The sequence below is a fragment of the Paenarthrobacter sp. JL.01a genome (assembly GCF_025452095.1).
GTDB lineage: Bacteria > Actinomycetota > Actinomycetes > Actinomycetales > Micrococcaceae > Arthrobacter.
On record NZ_CP104877.1, the window covers coordinates 4,203,801 to 4,220,061 of the forward strand.

Below are 16,261 nucleotides of genomic sequence, written 5' to 3' on the forward strand. Positions count from 1 at the left end.
CTTCCATGTCCTTTTCCCTGAATCGTCGTCAGTTGCTGCAGACCGGCGGAGTCGCCGGATTGGCCACCGCCTTCGCTTCAATGTCTTCCGGAACGGCCAACGCCGCCCGGCCTTTGAACGCCTCAGGTCCGCAGATCACTGACCTCGGACCCGCCGTCGTGCAGTTCTCGCTGATGAGTTCGCTCCTGGTGGGCGATACCGTGTACATCGGTTCGCGGAACCTGAATCCCGTCCGGATCATCGGCTACCACCTGCCCACTGGGCGGGTGACATCCCGGACGGATCTGGGCTCGGGTTACAGCATCCAGGCCCTTGCCGCCGATCCGGGCGGCCGGTACCTCTACGCCGGCGTGCTGCGGGACGGCATCGACGGCAAGCCGAACATTTACCGTTGGGACTTGAGCACGCCCTCCTCTCCAGCGGTGGGCGTAGGTGAAACGGGCGATCGCGATATCCGCGCCCTTGCAGTAGCGCCCGACGGCAAGGTGTACGCGGCCGGTGGCGGTGTCACGACGACTGCCCCGTCCTTGTGGGAATACGATCCCGCCACGAACGCCACCACCAGTTGGGGGATCCCCGACCCGGGCGCCACCATCGCCCAGGCCGTTGCCGCCACGGCGGGCTACGTGTACTTCGGCACCGGAAGCACGCTCGGCGGAGGCAACGGATCCGGTCCTGGGCGCTTGTTCGCCTTTGACCGGACCACGAAGGCGTTCACCAACATCCTCCCAGCGGAGGTCGCAGCCGGGGTTTCGGTCACCTCGCTCAGTGTGCTCGATGGACAGCTCGGCGTTGGCGTGAAGGGGCCGGGGAAGTCCGTGCTGATCAACCTCGCGGACCACTCGAAGTACACGATCATCGCCAAGACCGGAGTCATGTTCCGGCAGCTGGGAAATCAGGTCTTCTTCGTCAAGGAACCGGGCGTGTGGGCCTACAACATGACCACCAAAAAGATCACGCAGATCCTTACCGAGGATGTTGGTGCAATGTGGGGCCTGGATGTCTATCTCGGCAAGGCGCTGACGGTTTCCTCCTACGACGTGATCGAGATCGACCCCGTGGCCAGGACCGCGGTGAAGCACGATCTCACCGAGGCCGGAGCGCCGGGTGGGCCGCAGCTTTGCATGGGCCTGGCCGCAGGTGCCGGGGATGTCTACGTAGGCGGGACCGGCGTGATCGCACGGCACCAACTGGCTTCGGATAGCGTCTCCTATCTTCGTGCCACCGGTGAAGCGAAGGATTCCGTGGTCGTGGGTGGTGTGCTGTTCACAGGACAGTACAACTCCCGCGGAATCCTCGCCTACGATCCCACCACCGGCCAACTCCCCTACCAGGTTGCTGCGCTTCCAACCGGGCAGAACAGGCCATTGGATGTTTGCTGGGACGCCGTCAACGGCCTGGTGATCGCCGGCGCCCAGAACGACACCGGCGGCGGTGGTTGTTTCGCGGCCTACAACCCCGCGACTACGCAGGTCATCACCAAAGTGAACCCGATCGACGACCTCCAAATGGTCCGTGCGGTGGCCACCCGGAACGGCGTGGCATACCTTGGCGGCGACAACATCTACGCCAACGGCCCACGCAGCACCGTGGTGGCTTGGGATCCAGTGGCCAATCAGGAATTGTGGCGTATCGATCCTGGCCAGACCGCGGGCATCGCCGCCATGGCCGTCCAGGGAAAGTACCTCTACGGCATGTCGCGTCGTGCGGCGGGCCTGTTCGTCGTCGACCTTGAGACCCGGCAAGTGGTCCACCGTGGCGACCTCAGCAGCGTGTGCACCGACTTCGGCGCCCTGCAGGTCAGCCGCGGCATTGTGTACGGAGTCTCGGACACCACCGTTTTCCGCATCGACCCCATGACGTTCGCTGTGACCGTGGTGGTGGCCGGCATCAATGGCGGCTGGTACAGCGGCCCACACATCACCGCGGATGAGGACGGCCTCCTGTACACGCTGCAAGGACCCAACCTCGTCCGGATCGATGACCAGCAGGCCATGCAGACGCTGCGTCGAGCTCGATAACCAATAACAAGGGAGAACAGTCCATGGCAGAAGTCATCATCGTCCGTGACCAGGAAGAGGCGGGAAGCATCGCAGCGTCCCTGGTCGTCGAGCAGCTGCAGCGCAAACCCGATACCGTCCTGGGACTGGCCACGGGCTCCACGCCTCTGTCCACTTATGCTGCTCTGGCCGCAACAATCCGGGACATGGGGCTGGACGTTTCACAGGTGCGTGGCTTCGCCTTGGACGAGTATCTGGGAGTGCCACCGGAGCACCCGCAGAGCTACCGCTCCGTCATCACGTCCGAAGTGGTTGTGCCGCTGGGGCTGACGCCATCCTTGATCCATACCCCTCGCGGTTTCGGGACGGGCGTCCAGGCTTCCGGGGACGAATACGAGTCCGCCATCCTCGCGGCCGGTGGCATCGACATTCAGATCCTGGGCATCGGCACCAACGGGCACGTGGGCTTCAATGAGCCGGGGTCCTCCCTTGCCTCGACCACGCGGATCAAAGCATTGGCTGCACAGACACGGGCGGACAACGCCAGGTTCTTCGGCTCTCCCGGGGACGTGCCCACTCACTGCGTCACCCAGGGCCTCGGCACCATTCAGCGTGCCAGGCAGCTGGTTCTGCTCGCGTTTGGACCCGCCAAGGCATCGGCCGTCGCTGCCGCCCTGGATGGTCCGGTTTCGGCGTCAGTCCCTGGTTCCATCGTCCAGCTCCACCCTCGTGCAACGGTGATCGTCGACGAGGAAGCAGCCGCCCTGCTGCAGCACGCCGATTACCACCGGATGGCCCGTGCCGGGGTGGCCGGGCTCGGGCTCGGGTAAGTTTGGAGGACCGGTTTCCAGCAGAGAGAACGGCGCAAAAGGGGGCAATACAAATGGGGTACCTAGGCACGTCTCGGTGGAAGCTTTTTTGGGAAAAGGGTGGATGGTGGCGGGCTGCGCTGCTGGCAGTCGCGTACGTCATCCTCTACAACCTGTGTTCCTTGGCCTTCGGGCCGCTGCTCGGTGAAATCTCCGATCCCGAAGGCGCCGGGTTCATTCTTGTTGTGTACGCACTGCCAATCCTGGTGGGCTGCATCCTGCTGGTTCTTTTCGGATGGTCCGTGGGCTGGCTTCGAGAGCTCTTTGCGCGCCAGCCGATCGGTGGCCGCGGGTGGATGTGGATCGCCGTCGTCGCAGTCTTGGCGTTCAACTTCCTCCGCTTCGCCACGATTGACTACACCGCCATTGGCTTCGATGTCATCGCCACATGGCTGCTTGCGGGCCTGTTTATAGGCTTCGCTGAAGAGACGCTGACCCGTGGATTCGTCATCAGGCTCCTTCGCAGGGCACGGTACCGGGAAATCGTGGTGGCCGTCATCTCCGCGGCAGTGTTCGCGGGATTGCACGCCACCAACCTGCTCTCCGGGCAGTCTTTGTTCGTCACAGCCTTCCAGTTGCTGTACACGTTCGCCTTCGGCATCTGCATGTATCTGGCTTACAGGCTGACTGGCCGCTTGATTGTGCCCATCCTGCTGCACGCCAGCACCGATCCCAGCATTTTCCTGCAGACCGCACACGCCGTGGACGGCCCGCTCACCGCGATTGCCGGGCTGGGGAACATCGTGGTGATCGTCGTGGGTCTGGTGTCGTTGTTCTTCATCCGTGGACGTGTGGACGCGCCGGAGGTGGAGACGGTGCTACAGCCTCAGCGCTAGGGGCTCCGTGGGTAGGGAGAGGGGTAGTGCGCGCCCAAGCCCCTATTCCTCTTCGGCCGTCCTCGACGACTCCCGCACAATGAGCTTCGGCGCCAGGTTCACCCGGCGCAGGGCTGGAGAGAGACCGGCCCCCTGTTTGCCAGCCAGCCGCTCCATGCACATGGTGACGGCGGCATGGCCGACATCCCGCTTGGGCGGCGCAATCGAGGTCAACGGCACAGCTGCCAGCTCAGCCACTTCGTCGTCATAAGCCACGATGGCGAAGTCCTGCGGCACCTCCATTCCGGACTCCTCCGCAAGGTGGATCAGCGTGATGGCTTCCTCGTCCGGGAGCACCAGCGCGGCGGTGGTACCTGTCCGCCGGCAGTCCTTCAGGAACCGGGAGAACTCTGCTTGATTGTTTCCACCAACCGGGCCAAGCCGGTCATATTCCATGACGGGCGCGTCGCTCTCGAGTCCCAGCTTGGCGACCATCCGCGCGTGGCTCTCCTTGAGCCATGGCGCGGTAGGGCTCTTTGCGACGGCGAGTGCAATCCTGCGGTGCCCCTGCGCGGCCAAGTGCTCCATGGCCAGCTCTGCGCCATAGCTGTGATCAGACATCACGGACTCAAATGCCCGGCTGGACCGTTCCACCAGGACTACAGGAATCTTGAGCCCTGCCAACAGCTCGAACGTCGGCGATCCCGGCTCCACGGGACCGGCCGAGGCCAGAAGGATACCGTCCACCGAGTTGGCCACAACCCGCTGGAGTTGCCGGTACTCGTCCTCCACAGAGTAGTTGCTGACACCCAGAATGAGCCGGGCGTTCAAGGTCCGGGCTGCGGCTTCTGCTCCACGGATGATCTCCGGAAAGTAGTAGCCCGTGGTCGGCACGATCAGCCCGAGCGTGGCAAGGGGCTGCCGGGATCTCCTGTACTCGGCCTCCCCGGAACGCTCGGAAGCATTCCTGACTGCCCCGCCATGGACCCGACGCAACAAGCCTTGTCCGGCCAGCTGCGTCAGGTCCCGGCGGATGGTCATGGTGGAAAGCCCGGTCTTGGCGGCAAACTCGTTCACGGTCAGTGTTCCGCGCAGTTCCAGCTCGCGCAGGATCTTCGCGTGGCGTTCTCCGCTGAGCATGCCGACTCTCTTTCCAGGCGAAGTGAAGTTCGAACAACAGAAGTTCAAAACAAGCATAGGTGACCGAATGCACGCGCTGTGAGGCCCGCTTTACGCGCTATTTTGCCCGGGAAGCGCGTAGAGCGGGCCTCGCAACGAACTACTTCCGGGGGTGGTCGTCGATGCGCACCAGGTTCCGGCCACGCATTGTGTAAAGATAACCGTCCTCGTCGTTGTTGATGTGCGAGCCGCTGTACCAGCCGCCGTCGATGTCCGCCACAACTGTGGTTACCGCGAAGGTCTTGGGATTGAAGCGGAAGACGCTCGTGTCGGAGACGCCGTACACCACCCCACGGTTGGTCACGAGGGCGGCGAAGCCATGGCTGGCGGCGGAGATGTCCGAGCGGTGCACAACTTTCTGCTTGGGCAGGTCGATGACAAACAACCCGCCCTTGCGGGTCACGCCATAAAGGTACTTCCCCTGCACAGCCAGCGCCGAGATGCCGGCACCGGCCCCGGCGTCCAAGCGCCACAATTCCTTGCCTGCCACGGGGTCGAACGCCACCACTGTTCCGGTACCCTCCAGTCCGGGATTCCCGCCGCCCAGATACGCGACCCCTTCCCGGGAAGCCACGGCACGCAGCAACTGGACCTTGTCAATCGGGTTCACGAAGAAGCCCTTCTTGCCGGTCCGGGGATCGTACGTCCAGAGCGATCCGCCGCCCTCAGTGTCCGCCTGCGCCGCCACCAGCACCAACTTGTTGACCTCGTCCCAGCACACATCAAGGGGCCGGTTTTGCTCCTTCGGGAAGGACGCCACCTGGAAGATCGGCTTGCCGCTTCGCGGATCGTAGCTCCAGATGCCCTGCCCGCTGTACTGCCCTGTGTACAGGACGCCGTCGACCACCACGGCATCCTTCGCTTCTCCGGGCGCGGTCAGATTGGTCACCTGCCCTGACCCGAGCGCGTGGCGTGCGATGACACCGTTGCCGCCCACATACACGTAGCCCGCTCCAGCCGCGATGCCCATGACTGATTGGGGATCGGACGGGGCACCTGCCTCGCCAAGGTCCGTGGTCTTCGTGGCACCAGTGACGGGATCGATCTCCGCCACAAACCCATAGCCAGAGGTCACCAGCAGCTTGCCCATCCGGGCGTCGACGCCCCAGATTTCGCCCAGGGACGGGCCTTGGTACGGCATCACGGAGATCGTATTGCCCACGGGGTCGTAGGCGAGCAGGCCGGTTTCATTGGCGAAGTAGGCCTTCCCGCCCAGCTCGGCGAAGTTTTTGGAGGTTTTTCCTTCGGATGCCGCCACAAGGTACGACGACGGATCGGTGACGCTTAGTGCCGCCACCTTGGAGTTCTGCACCGATCCTGCGGAACTGACCAGAACCTTGTCCCCGACGATGCCAAGGTCCCGGATGCTTGGATCAACGAGCATCTCCTTGGGCGTGACGTTTTTGAAGGTTTTGCCCGCATGGTCATAGGCGAACAGGCATGCCCGGCTTGCGCTGCCACCACCGTTGAGGGTGCTGCCTGCGCCGAAGAATATGGTCGCGTCTGTCGCCGCAACCGCCCGTGCCAAGGTAGCTCCCGGGTCCGGAATGCCGAGGCTTACGATCTGAGCCGTGGCGGGATCGTATTCCCACAGCGCGGGGGCGGTCGGGCTGCCTCCACCCACTGCATAGACCCGGCCGTCGGGTGCGACGCTGATGTCCCGGACATCTCGATCGCCAATGTAGCCCAGCGCCGTCGCCTCGGTGGACAGCTTTGTCAGGTCCCAGCGGAACAAGTTCGGTTTCGTGCCTGCGTCCTTCTGCAGCACACCGGCATAGAGGTACCGGCCCGATGAATCGGCAGCGAGGGTCTGAATGGAATGCCCGTTGCTGAGTTCTGTCTGGCCGGTGACCTTGCCGCTGGGGACGTGGAAAGCGATGATCCGCACGGGGTCCAGGTTCCGTGAACCAATGTAGAGGGTATCGCCCACCAGCAGACCGCTCATGAGCGAGAACTGGACGACGGCGGGCCCCAGATCCAGTATCTCCGTCTCCTTTCCGCCGGGCTGGTCTTGGGTAGCGGCCGACGCCGGGTGGCCGGCTGCCAGTCCAAGCGCGGCAGCGAGCGACGCTGCTCCACCTGCCTGCAGGACCAGTCGTCTGCTGATGTGCGATGTGTCCATGGGAGCCCCGATTTCGTAGGTGTGGGTTGGGAACGTGTCCGAAAGATCTAACAGCCACAGGGAGGCATCGTCCAGCATTTTTGTTCGTTCGAACAAAAATGGCAGTGGCGTCCTATCAACTTCACCAGACACAGCGCGAATAACGGTTCAATCGCCATGTTTGAAAATGTTTGAAATCTTGAAGTTGTTCGAAGCATGGAGCTTTCATGGACTCATGTGTGGCCCCAACCACAATTCGTCGTTCGCATCGCAAGTCTTCAAAGGAGAACACCATGAAGCGTCGCCAACTCTTCGCAGGAGTGGCAGGCCTGGCCGCCAGCACGCTCTTGCTCGCAGCCTGCGGCACGGGCCCGGCCCCCGCGTCCGCGCCAACACCCACTGAGGACCCCAGCGGGTCGATCACCTTCTGGTCATCGCTCGCCGGGATGGACAAGGTGGCAGAAGCATTCAACGCCAGCCAGGACAAGATCAAGGTCACTTTCGAGACCATCCCCAACGGTGCAAACGGCGGCTATGCCAAGCTCTCCACGGCCATCACGGCGGGCAACGGTCCGGACGTCTCCACCATCGAGTACCCCCAACTGCCCCAGTTCGTCAGCAACGGACAGGTAGTTCCCATGGATGGCCTGATCGACCAGGCCTCCACAGTGGACAAACTGACCGACGAGACCAAGGCCCTGGTCCAGTTCGGCGACAAGACCTTCGGCCTGCCCTACGACGCCGCCCCGATGATCATGTGGTACCGCAAAGACATGCTCGCGAAGGCCGGCGTCGAGGTCCCCAAGACCTGGGACGAGTTCGAAGAGGCGGGCAAAAAGCTCAAGGCCGCGCAGCCCGGTGCGTACCTGGCCAGCTTCAACCCGAACGAAGTGGCTGCGAGCGCCGGCCTGGCCTGGCAAGCCGGCGCCAAGTGGTTCGGGACGGAGGGCGACAGCTGGAAGGTCGGCATCAATGACCAAGCAACCAAGAAGGTGGCCACCTACTGGCAGAAGCTGATCGACGAAAAGATCGTGAAAGTCAGCCAGGCCTATAGCGATGAGTGGAGCCTGGACCTTGCCAACGGCACGGTAGTCGGCGTGGTGGGTGCGAACTGGAGCGCCACCGGCATCCAGAAGCGCACAGAAGCCAGCGGCCAGAAGGGCCAATGGATCGCGGCAGAACTCCCCAACTGGGGCTCGGAGGCCGGTGCGTTCTACGGCGGTTCGAGCTTCAACGTGACCAAGAGCAGCAAGAACCCGGCAGCTGCCGCGAAGTTCGTAGAGTTCCTCACTACCAACCCGGAGGCCATCAAGGCCCGCGGCAACACCGGTTCGGCGTTCCTGGCCTTCCCTGGCCTCACTCCCGTGGCGCAGCAGGCCTACGACGCGAGCTACTTCGGCAATGACATCTACGCGGTCTTCGACAAGGCGTACGGCACCATCACCCCGGGCTGGCAGTGGGGACCCAACTGGGATTCCACCAACACCGCCCTCAAGGACGCCTACGGCAAGTTGACCACCGGCGGCACCATCCGCGAGGCGGTGGACACCGCACAGACAGCAACAGTTGACGGCCTGAAGCAATCGGGCCTGTCCGTTACCGAATAGCCATCCCCGCCGGGAGCTTCCCCGAAGAAGCTCCCGGCCAGCTAGGAGAATCCCATGGCCACCCAGGCCCCCATCAAGCGCCGATCAGGCCGCGCACTGGCCGGAACCGGCGGCCCGACCGCAGCGTTGTTCCTGGTCCCGTTCTTTGCAGTCTTCGCCCTCGCGATGATCGCCCCGGTGATCTACTCGCTGGTGTTGAGCTTCCACGCGCAACAAAAATCCGGACTCGGGTTCAGCGAACCCAAGACCGTCTTTGTCGGGTTGGAGAACTACCTTCAGGTATTCCAGTCGGAGACCTTCATCGAGGGCATCGGCAGGCTTGCCCTGTACTGCCTGATCTATATCCCGGCCATGGTGGGCGGCGCCGTGGTGTTCTCCTTGTTGCTGGATGCCACAGTGGCCAAAGCCAGGAAACTGTTCCAGCTCCTGGTCTTCCTTCCGCATGCTGTTCCGGGCGTGATCGCTGCCCTGATCTGGGCTTACCTTTACACTCCGGGGATCAGCCCCCTGGTCCAGGTACTGCAGGGCGGCGGCATTCAACTCAACTTCCTGGATGCCCATTTGGTGTTGCCTTCCATCGTCAACATCGGCGTGTGGGAGTGGACGGGCTACAACGTCATCATTCTCTTCACCGCGCTGCAGGCCGTGCCCCGGGAAATCCTGGAGGCGGCCCGCGTCGACGGCGCCGGTGAGATCCGGGCAGCCCTGAGCATCAAGTTCCCCCTGATCCTCCCGGCCCTCAGCGTCATCATGCTCTTCACCATCATCGGCACCCTGCAGCTCTTCACGGAGCCGTCCATCATCTCCAAGGCAACGGCATCGGTGACCAGCACATGGGTCCCCAATCTCTGGGCCTATGATGCAGCCTTCATCAGGCACAACCTGAACCAGGCGGCAGCTGCCTCCATCATCATCGCCGCTCTCGCCGCAGTCCTTTCCCTCATAGTCACCCGCTTCAGCTCGAGGATGAACAAGTCATGAGCACCACCACACTCTCCCGCCCGCGGGGTACGGCACAGCAATCAACGCCACCTAAAAGCAAACGCAAGCCACACAATGCAGGCTTCGCCAGCAAGCTCACCGTCAACGGCCTCCTGGTCATCGGAGCCGCCTACATGGTGGTGCCCGTCCTGTGGCTGGTCTTCGCGTCCACGAAGAACGCGGCGGACCTCTACGGCACCAGCGCCTACGCCTTCGGAAACTTCTCCCTCTTCGAAAACATCGCAGCGGTGGCGCAGCAGGATAACGGGCTGTTCTTCCGCTGGCTGGCCAACTCGGTTCTCTACGCGGGCGTCGGGGCTGTCTTCGGCGGGCTGATCTCGGTCATGGCAGGGTATGCGTTCGACAAGTTCCAGTTCCGCGGCAAGGATTCCCTGTTTGGCTTCGTCTTGGTGGGCGTCCTCATCCCGAACACCGCCACAGTGTTGCCGATGTACCTGCTGGCCTCCGTCTTCGGACTCACCAACACCGTCTGGGCCATCCTCATCCCGGTCCTGTGCAACCCGTTCGGCGTCTACCTGGCCAGGGTGTATTCGGCGTCCTACGTGCCGGGAGAAACCTTGGAAGCAGCCCGCATGGACGGCGCCGGACCAATCCGCAGCTTCTTCTCGCTGGGATTGCCCATGATGATGCCCGGCTACATCACCATCGCCCTGTTCCAGTTCGTCGGCGTGTGGAACAACTTCATGCTGCCCCTGGTGATGCTGCAGGACCAAAAACTGCTTCCCGTCAGTGTCGGCATCTCCATTTGGCAGGGCTATTCGGTCCCGCAGCCGGAGTTCACGCCCATGGTCATTACCGGTTCGCTGTTGTCCATCATTCCGCTGCTGGTCGCCTTCATCCTGCTGCAGCGCTTCTGGAAGTCCGGCCTCACCGCAGGGAGCGTCAAGTGAACCACACACCGTTGAACGTAGCCCTGGCCATGGGACCGGGCGTCGCACCGCGGATCTTCCCACCCAGCACGCTTGCCACGCTGGCCCCGGACCTCCTGCTCCTGAACCAAGAGCCCATGGAAGAATTCACCAGCCAAAGCTCCCGGGAAATCCTGGCGGGCACGGACATTCTCATCACCGGGTGGAATTGTCCCGTCATCGATGAAACCGTCCTCGGCGCCGCGCCCCGGCTCCGGTACATCCTCCACGCCGGCGGGACCACCAAGCACCACATCACGGAAGCGTGCTGGGAGCGCGGCATCCAGGTCAGCACGGCGGCGGAGGTCAACGCCATTCCGGTGGCCGAGTACACCGTTGCGATGATCCTGCTGGCCAACAAACGCATCCTGCAGTTGGCCCAAAAACTCCACGTGGAAAAGAAGGCAGTGGAACCGGACCAGCTGTTCCCCGACATGGGCAACTACGGCAAGCGCGTGGGGATCATCGGCGCCTCGAAGATCGGCCGCCATGTCATCCGACTTTTGGCACCCTATGACCTCGACGTCGTTGTCTCCGACCCCTATCTGGACGATGCAGCGGCAGCTGCCCTCGGCGTCGAACGCGTCAGCCTGGAAGCGCTCGTGGCGACATCCGACGTCGTAAGCCTCCACGCGCCGTCGTTGGCGTCCACCGAGAACCTCCTGCATGCCGGGCTGATCGCCCAACTGCGAAAGGGCGCTACCTTCATCAACACATCACGCGGCGAGCTCGTGGACCAGGAAGCGCTCCTGGCGCGCATCCAGGAGGGCACCCTGTACGCCGTGCTGGACGTCACCACGCCGTGGGTTTTGCCGCCTGGGTCCGCGTTTTACACGCACCCCAATGTGCTGCTGACCCCGCACGCGGCGGGTTCGTTGGGCACCGAACTTGAGCGGATGGCCGCAAGCACCATTGAGGAGGCCCTGAGAGTTGCCTGCCGCAAGCCCTTGCTCCACCCGCTGCATGCCAAGGATTTTGCCTTCACGGCGTGACAGCGGAGATGGCGGCGGCAGGAGCAGGGGCTGCGCTCCGCGCACATGTCCACTAGGGTCGGTTGGAGCGGGTCAACCCGCAACAACACCGTCGACGAGCCGGTTCCGGCCGTGCCGTCGGAAAGGAACGCCGCTATGGACACTTTCAAAATCGGTTATTTCGTTGGAAGCCTTGCCAGCAATTCGATCAATCGGACCCTCTCCAAAGCGCTGATCAGCGTGGCACCGCCTGAACTTGAGTTCCATGAGATCGAAATCAAGGACCTTCCGCTCTACAGCTCGGACTACGACGCCGACTTCCCGCCAGCAGGCAAGGCATTGAAGGATGCAATCGCAGCCTCGGACGGCATCTTGTTCATCTCCCCGGAATACAACCGTTCCATCCCGGGCGCCCTGAAAAACGCGATCGACTGGGGGTCGCGGCCCTGGGGAACCAATTCTTTCGCCCGCAAACCTACCGGAATCATCGGCGCTTCGCCGGGCGGCATCGGCACGGCGGTGATGCAGTCCTCCATGCGCAGCGTCCTGAGCTTCCTTGACGCTCCGCAGCTGAACGCGCCGGAGGCGTACATCCGCTTCGTCGCAGACGCTTACGACGCCGACGGTTCCGTCCGCGATGAAGGCACCGCTGCGCTGTTGCGGCACTACATGGAGGAGTACAGCGCGTTCGTCCAGCGTGTCCTTGCGGCCAACGCACCTGGCCATATTGGCGACCAGGAGCCGGACGCGGACAAGCTGAACCGGTAGTCCGGGCACGGGTGCCGCCTTTTGCGAAGGCGGCACCCCCGGAACATCCACTGCGCCAATTTAGTCAGTATGCTTACGAGTATGAGGATTCGCGAACACGCCCCCTACTCAGGAGATACCGATGCTTCGTAAATTAGCCACGACCACCCTGGCACTGACCCTTTTCACGGGGTTCATGGCCTCCACCGCCGTCGCAGCCAACGCAGCGGCCACGGCAACAGTCCACACGCAGGGCCGCGTAGGCGCCACCACGGCGACCCCTACGCCGGAGCCCAGCAACCCCTCCGGCCCGTCAACGCAGAAGCCCACCAACCCCGCCCCCTCCTCGGGAGCCCCAAGCACCCCCAACCCGGCTGGCAGCGGACCCGCCAACCCGGGAACCGGAGAATCCGACCCCCAGGAGCAGACCCGCACCAGCGCCGTGCCTTGGGTCTTGGGTGGCGTCGCGGCCGTGATCATCCTCGCCCTGATCATCTGGACCCTGCGAAACCGCCGCGGCCGCGACAAGGGAATCAGCGACGAACGCTAGGCCAGCTTTCCAATAAGGCTGCCCTCAAGCTTTTCCAGCAGGTGCCGCGGATTGTCGTAGACCTCCGCGGCGCCTGCGTCACGCAACTCGGCCTCGCTGATTCCGCCGCACGTCAGGGCAACAACAGGAACCCCGATTGCGGCCCCGGCTTTTACGTCCCAGACCGCGTCGCCAACGAAGACCACATCCTTCGGACTGAGCTTGAGCTTCTCCAGGCACGCCTCCAGGATGTCGGGAGCAGGCTTGCTCTCCTTGGCATCGTTGGAGCTGGTCCACGCATCTATGGAGGAACCGGCGTCGAGAAGCTTTCGGCTGACCTCCAGGTCGCGGTCCTGCGCCGAGGACGCCAGCCCGACGGCCAGGCCCGCTTCCGAGCATGCCGCCAAAAGGTCCCGGGTGGCGTCGAAAGTCCGCAGTGCGGGCCAAAAGGTGGAGAAAACTGCGCTGTGCGAGGACTTCAAGGCCTCCTGCAGCTCCTCGGTGGACTCGGAAACCAGGCTCTGGATGAGCCGGTCGCCGCCCATTCCCACGCAGCGGTGGATAGCCGACATTTCGACGTCGAATCCCTCGCGCCGGAAGGCCTGCCACCACGCCATGGCGTGGAAATAGCTCGAATCAATCAGCGTGCCGTCCACGTCGAACAGAACGCCGCGCGTCTTTGCCGTCGGTTCACTGCTCACAGCTGACCACCTTCGATTGCTTCCGTGCACCCTGGTCCGCCAGCGCGGAATCGATCGCGGGTTCTTCCAGCATCAGCACGGCGTACCGTTCTGCGGAGCCGGTTTGAAGGAGGCCAGTGCCTGCTACTTCGCGGATGGCAGCCACCCCTCCCACGGCCTCATCCACCGTAGAGAACCGCTTGGACAGACCCATCAAGGTATCCGTGCCGTCCACCATCAAAACCCGGTATCCCCCATCAGGCGTTTCCACCAGTTCCAAGCGCCCGGCCATCACTACCTCCTCGTGTTCGATGAAAAACAGCTTAGTAAGACTACTTAGTATAAGCCCTTGGAAATATTCCGTAACGCGGGAAATAGGCGCCTGCAACTTCTTGTTGGCGTGGATATGACAACAATCGGAATTATCGGTGCAGGACACATTGGCAGCCAGGTTGCACGCAAGGCAGTGGAACTTGGCTATGACGTCGTGATCAGCAACTCACGAGGTCCGGAAACGCTCAGCGGGCTCGTATCGGAACTCGGCCCGCGTGCCCGCGCCGCGACGGCAGCCGAGGCAGCAGCGGCAGGCGATTTCGCCGTCGTAACCGTTCCCCTCAAGAACTACCGCGATATCCCGGCGGAACCGCTTGAGGGCAAAGTCGTCATCGACACCAACAACTATTACTGGGAGCGTGACGGCCGGATCCCCGAGCTCGACAACGGCGAGGCCACAACGTCCGGACTGCTCCAGAAGCACCTCCCCACGTCCAAGGTGGCCAAGGGCTTCAACCACATCTTCGCGAAGGACATCACCACGGACGGCACCCCCGCCGGAACCGACAACCGGCGCGCACTTGCCACCGCGAGCGACTTCCCGGAGGCCGCCGGACTCGTCACCAGGCTTTACGACGAATTCGGCTTCGACACCGTCAACATCGGGCCACTGGAAGACAGCTGGCGAGTAGAGCGCGACCGCCCGGCCTACGTCATCCGGCAGAACGCCGATGAACTTCGGGAGAATCTCGCCAAGGCGACCCGTACCGTCCAGTAACGCACGACGGCGGGCAGGCGGCTTACGCTTGCCCGCCGCCTTTTAGTCACGAGCCCAAGTGTTGCTTATGTCAAAAAACAGTTTCAGTAAGCAATGGCAATGCATGGCTACCCTCGTGCCATGGAAAAAACACAGTTTGATGTCGTCATTGTCGGCGGTGGCCACAACGGCCTGACTGCCGCGGCCTACCTCGCCCGCGCCGGCAAGAGCGTCGCAGTCCTGGAGCGGGAAGGCCACTTCGGCGGGGCCGCCGTTTCTGCAGCCGCTTTCAAAGGCGTGGACGCCCGCCTGTCCCGCTACTCCTACCTGGTCAGCCTGTTTCCGCAGCGGATCGTCAGCGAACTGGGACTCCAGATCGATCTCGCCCGCAGGCGCTACTCGTCCTACACACCCAACCCGGCAAACCCCGGAACGGGGCTGCTCATAGATGGGGCCGACCCTGCGGCAAGCCGCGCCTCCTTTGCCCGCGTCTCCGATGACGCTGCCGCGGACTTTGATGCGCTCGAGGGTCTATACGCCGAGACCGGAAAACTGGCCCAAGCCCTCTTCCCCACGGTCTGCGATCCCCTTCCCACCCGCTCTGAGGCCCGGGAACTCGTCGGCGACAACGAACTGTGGAACGCCTACATCGAAAACCCCCTGGGCCAGGCCATCTCGGCACGGCTTAGCCATCCGCTGGTCAAGGGCCTCGTGGCAACCGATGCGCTCATCGGAACCTTTACGTCCCTGGATGACCCATTGCTCGACGCCAACCGCTGCTTCCTGTACCACGTGATCGGCAACGGAACCGGCGACTGGGACATCCCCCTCGGCGGCATGGGCTCGGTTTCCAAGGAGCTTGAGCGGGTGGCCCGTGAGGCCGGCGCCACCCTGATTTCAGGCGCGACAGTCACCGCCATATCCGACGACGGCAAAGTCCAGTTCCAGCGCGGCGGCGTATCGCACGCCTTCAACGCGGAGCGCGTGCTGTCCAATGTGTCACCGTGGGTTCTGCAAGGCCTGTTGGGGGGCTCCCCTGCTGCGGGCAGCGCCCCGGAAGGAGCGCAAATCAAGGTCAACCTGCTCCTTCGCCGCCTGCCGAAGCTCCGCGACGCGTCGGTGGCCCCGGAAGCAGCTTTCGGGGGCACGTTCCATATCAACGAGGACTACGGACAGTTGGAAGCCGCCTACCAGGCAGCGTTGGAGGGTGCCATCCCGGACCCGTTGCCCTGCGAGATCTACTGCCACTCCCTGACCGATCCCAGCATCCTCTCCGACGAGCTCGTCCAGGCCGGAGCACAGACCCTGACCATTTTTGGGCTGCACACTCCCCACCGGCTGGTCACCGAGGAGAACAACGAGCAGTTGCGGGCTGAACTGCTCGCCGCAGTGTTGGCTTCCCTTAACTCCGTCCTGGCCGAACCCATTGAGGATCTGCTGCTGGCCGATGCCGACGGAAATCCCTGCGTTGAAGCCAAAACCACCCTGGACCTTGAACATGCACTGAACATGTCCGGTGGGAACATCTTCCACGGGAGCCTGCAGTGGCCCTTTCTGGAAGACGGCGAACCGCGCACTTCGGCGGCCGAACGGTGGGGAGTGGCTACAGGGCACCCCAGGGTCTTCCTGTGCGGCGCAGGCGCTCGTCGTGGCGGAGGCGTAAGCGGTCTCGGTGGACACAATGCTGCGATGGCCGTCCTGGAGGACCTGGCAGCCTGAACCGTGTCACGAATTGGGTAGCTGACTCACTTTAAGGGTGGCTGCCTCCCCGGAAGCCCAGCGCATGGGGCAACCGGGGAGGCAGTTGTGCCCATCAGTCCTAT

At 63.2% G+C, this 16,261-nt stretch carries 15 protein-coding genes; 11 read left to right on the forward strand and 4 right to left on the reverse strand.

Annotated elements, in window-relative coordinates; genetic code table 11:
- The first annotated feature begins 5 nt into the window (after window positions 1–5).
- From N5P29_RS19990 to N5P29_RS20000, 3 genes are read left to right on the forward strand one after another with little or no spacing between them, the layout of a single operon-like run.
- On the forward strand, window positions 6–2,021 hold the full coding sequence (locus N5P29_RS19990; protein ID WP_262276513.1) for an NHL repeat-containing protein: 2,016 nt from the start codon (window positions 6–8) through the stop codon (window positions 2,019–2,021).
- Window positions 2,022–2,044: 23 nt separating this feature from the next.
- A complete protein-coding gene (locus N5P29_RS19995) occupies window positions 2,045–2,830 on the forward strand; it encodes a glucosamine-6-phosphate deaminase (protein ID WP_262276514.1) in 786 nt (261 codons plus the stop codon).
- Window positions 2,831–2,883: 53 nt separating this feature from the next.
- Window positions 2,884–3,705: a CPBP family intramembrane glutamic endopeptidase gene (locus N5P29_RS20000; protein ID WP_262276515.1), complete on the forward strand. Its 822-nt coding sequence runs from the start codon at window positions 2,884–2,886 to the stop codon at window positions 3,703–3,705.
- 42 nt (window positions 3,706–3,747) lie between these two features.
- On the opposite strand, the gene N5P29_RS20005 is transcribed toward N5P29_RS20000, so the two are convergent.
- Both N5P29_RS20005 and N5P29_RS20010 read right to left on the reverse strand, forming a co-directional pair.
- Window positions 3,748–4,824, reverse strand: a complete 1,077-nt coding sequence (locus tag N5P29_RS20005) for a LacI family DNA-binding transcriptional regulator (protein WP_262276516.1) — start codon at window positions 4,822–4,824, stop codon at window positions 3,748–3,750.
- A 139-nt stretch (window positions 4,825–4,963) separates the two neighbouring features.
- Window positions 4,964–6,985 carry a BamB-related PQQ repeat family beta-propellar protein gene (locus N5P29_RS20010; RefSeq protein ID WP_262276517.1) on the reverse strand — a complete coding sequence of 674 codons (2,022 nt, stop codon included), beginning with the start codon at window positions 6,983–6,985 and terminating at the stop codon, window positions 4,964–4,966.
- A 272-nt stretch (window positions 6,986–7,257) separates the two neighbouring features.
- Here N5P29_RS20010 and N5P29_RS20015 point away from each other — a divergent pair, with 272 nt between their 5' ends.
- The 6 genes from N5P29_RS20015 (at window position 7,258) to N5P29_RS20040 (ending at window position 12,749) form a co-directional block, all read left to right on the forward strand.
- Complete coding sequence (locus N5P29_RS20015; protein ID WP_262276518.1) at window positions 7,258–8,571, forward strand: ABC transporter substrate-binding protein; 1,314 nt, start codon at window positions 7,258–7,260, stop codon at window positions 8,569–8,571.
- A 54-nt stretch (window positions 8,572–8,625) separates the two neighbouring features.
- Window positions 8,626–9,552, forward strand: a complete 927-nt coding sequence (locus N5P29_RS20020) for a carbohydrate ABC transporter permease (RefSeq protein ID WP_262276519.1) — start codon at window positions 8,626–8,628, stop codon at window positions 9,550–9,552.
- On the forward strand, window positions 9,549–10,463 hold the full coding sequence (locus tag N5P29_RS20025; RefSeq protein WP_262276520.1) for a carbohydrate ABC transporter permease: 915 nt from the start codon (window positions 9,549–9,551) through the stop codon (window positions 10,461–10,463). Before N5P29_RS20020 ends, N5P29_RS20025 begins: the two co-directional genes overlap by 4 nt.
- Window positions 10,460–11,473, forward strand: a complete 1,014-nt coding sequence (locus tag N5P29_RS20030) for a hydroxyacid dehydrogenase (protein WP_262276521.1) — start codon at window positions 10,460–10,462, stop codon at window positions 11,471–11,473. The genes N5P29_RS20025 and N5P29_RS20030 overlap by 4 nt, the downstream gene beginning before the upstream one ends.
- 135 nt (window positions 11,474–11,608) lie before the next feature.
- Entirely contained in the window at window positions 11,609–12,220 is a 612-nt protein-coding gene (locus tag N5P29_RS20035; RefSeq protein WP_144660664.1) for an NADPH-dependent FMN reductase, read from the forward strand.
- 121 nt (window positions 12,221–12,341) lie between these two features.
- A complete protein-coding gene (locus tag N5P29_RS20040; protein ID WP_262276522.1) occupies window positions 12,342–12,749 on the forward strand; it encodes a hypothetical protein in 408 nt (135 codons plus the stop codon).
- On the opposite strand, the gene N5P29_RS20045 is transcribed toward N5P29_RS20040, so the two are convergent.
- Both N5P29_RS20045 and N5P29_RS20050 read right to left on the reverse strand, forming a co-directional pair.
- Window positions 12,746–13,429 (reverse strand): HAD family hydrolase, encoded by a 684-nt coding sequence (locus tag N5P29_RS20045; RefSeq protein WP_262276523.1) that lies wholly within the window; start codon window positions 13,427–13,429, stop codon window positions 12,746–12,748. The genes N5P29_RS20040 and N5P29_RS20045 overlap by 4 nt on opposite strands.
- Entirely contained in the window at window positions 13,419–13,700 is a 282-nt protein-coding gene (locus N5P29_RS20050) for a hypothetical protein (RefSeq protein WP_262276524.1), read from the reverse strand. Before N5P29_RS20050 ends, N5P29_RS20045 begins: the two co-directional genes overlap by 11 nt.
- Window positions 13,701–13,814: 114 nt before the next feature.
- On the opposite strand from N5P29_RS20050, the gene N5P29_RS20055 reads away from it, so the two are divergent.
- Both N5P29_RS20055 and N5P29_RS20060 read left to right on the forward strand, forming a co-directional pair.
- Window positions 13,815–14,459 carry an NADPH-dependent F420 reductase gene (locus N5P29_RS20055; RefSeq protein WP_262276525.1) on the forward strand — a complete coding sequence of 215 codons (645 nt, stop codon included), beginning with the start codon at window positions 13,815–13,817 and terminating at the stop codon, window positions 14,457–14,459.
- 120 nt (window positions 14,460–14,579) lie between these two features.
- On the forward strand, window positions 14,580–16,157 hold the full coding sequence (locus tag N5P29_RS20060) for a phytoene desaturase family protein (RefSeq protein WP_262276526.1): 1,578 nt from the start codon (window positions 14,580–14,582) through the stop codon (window positions 16,155–16,157).
- Window positions 16,158–16,261 lie beyond the last annotated feature (104 nt).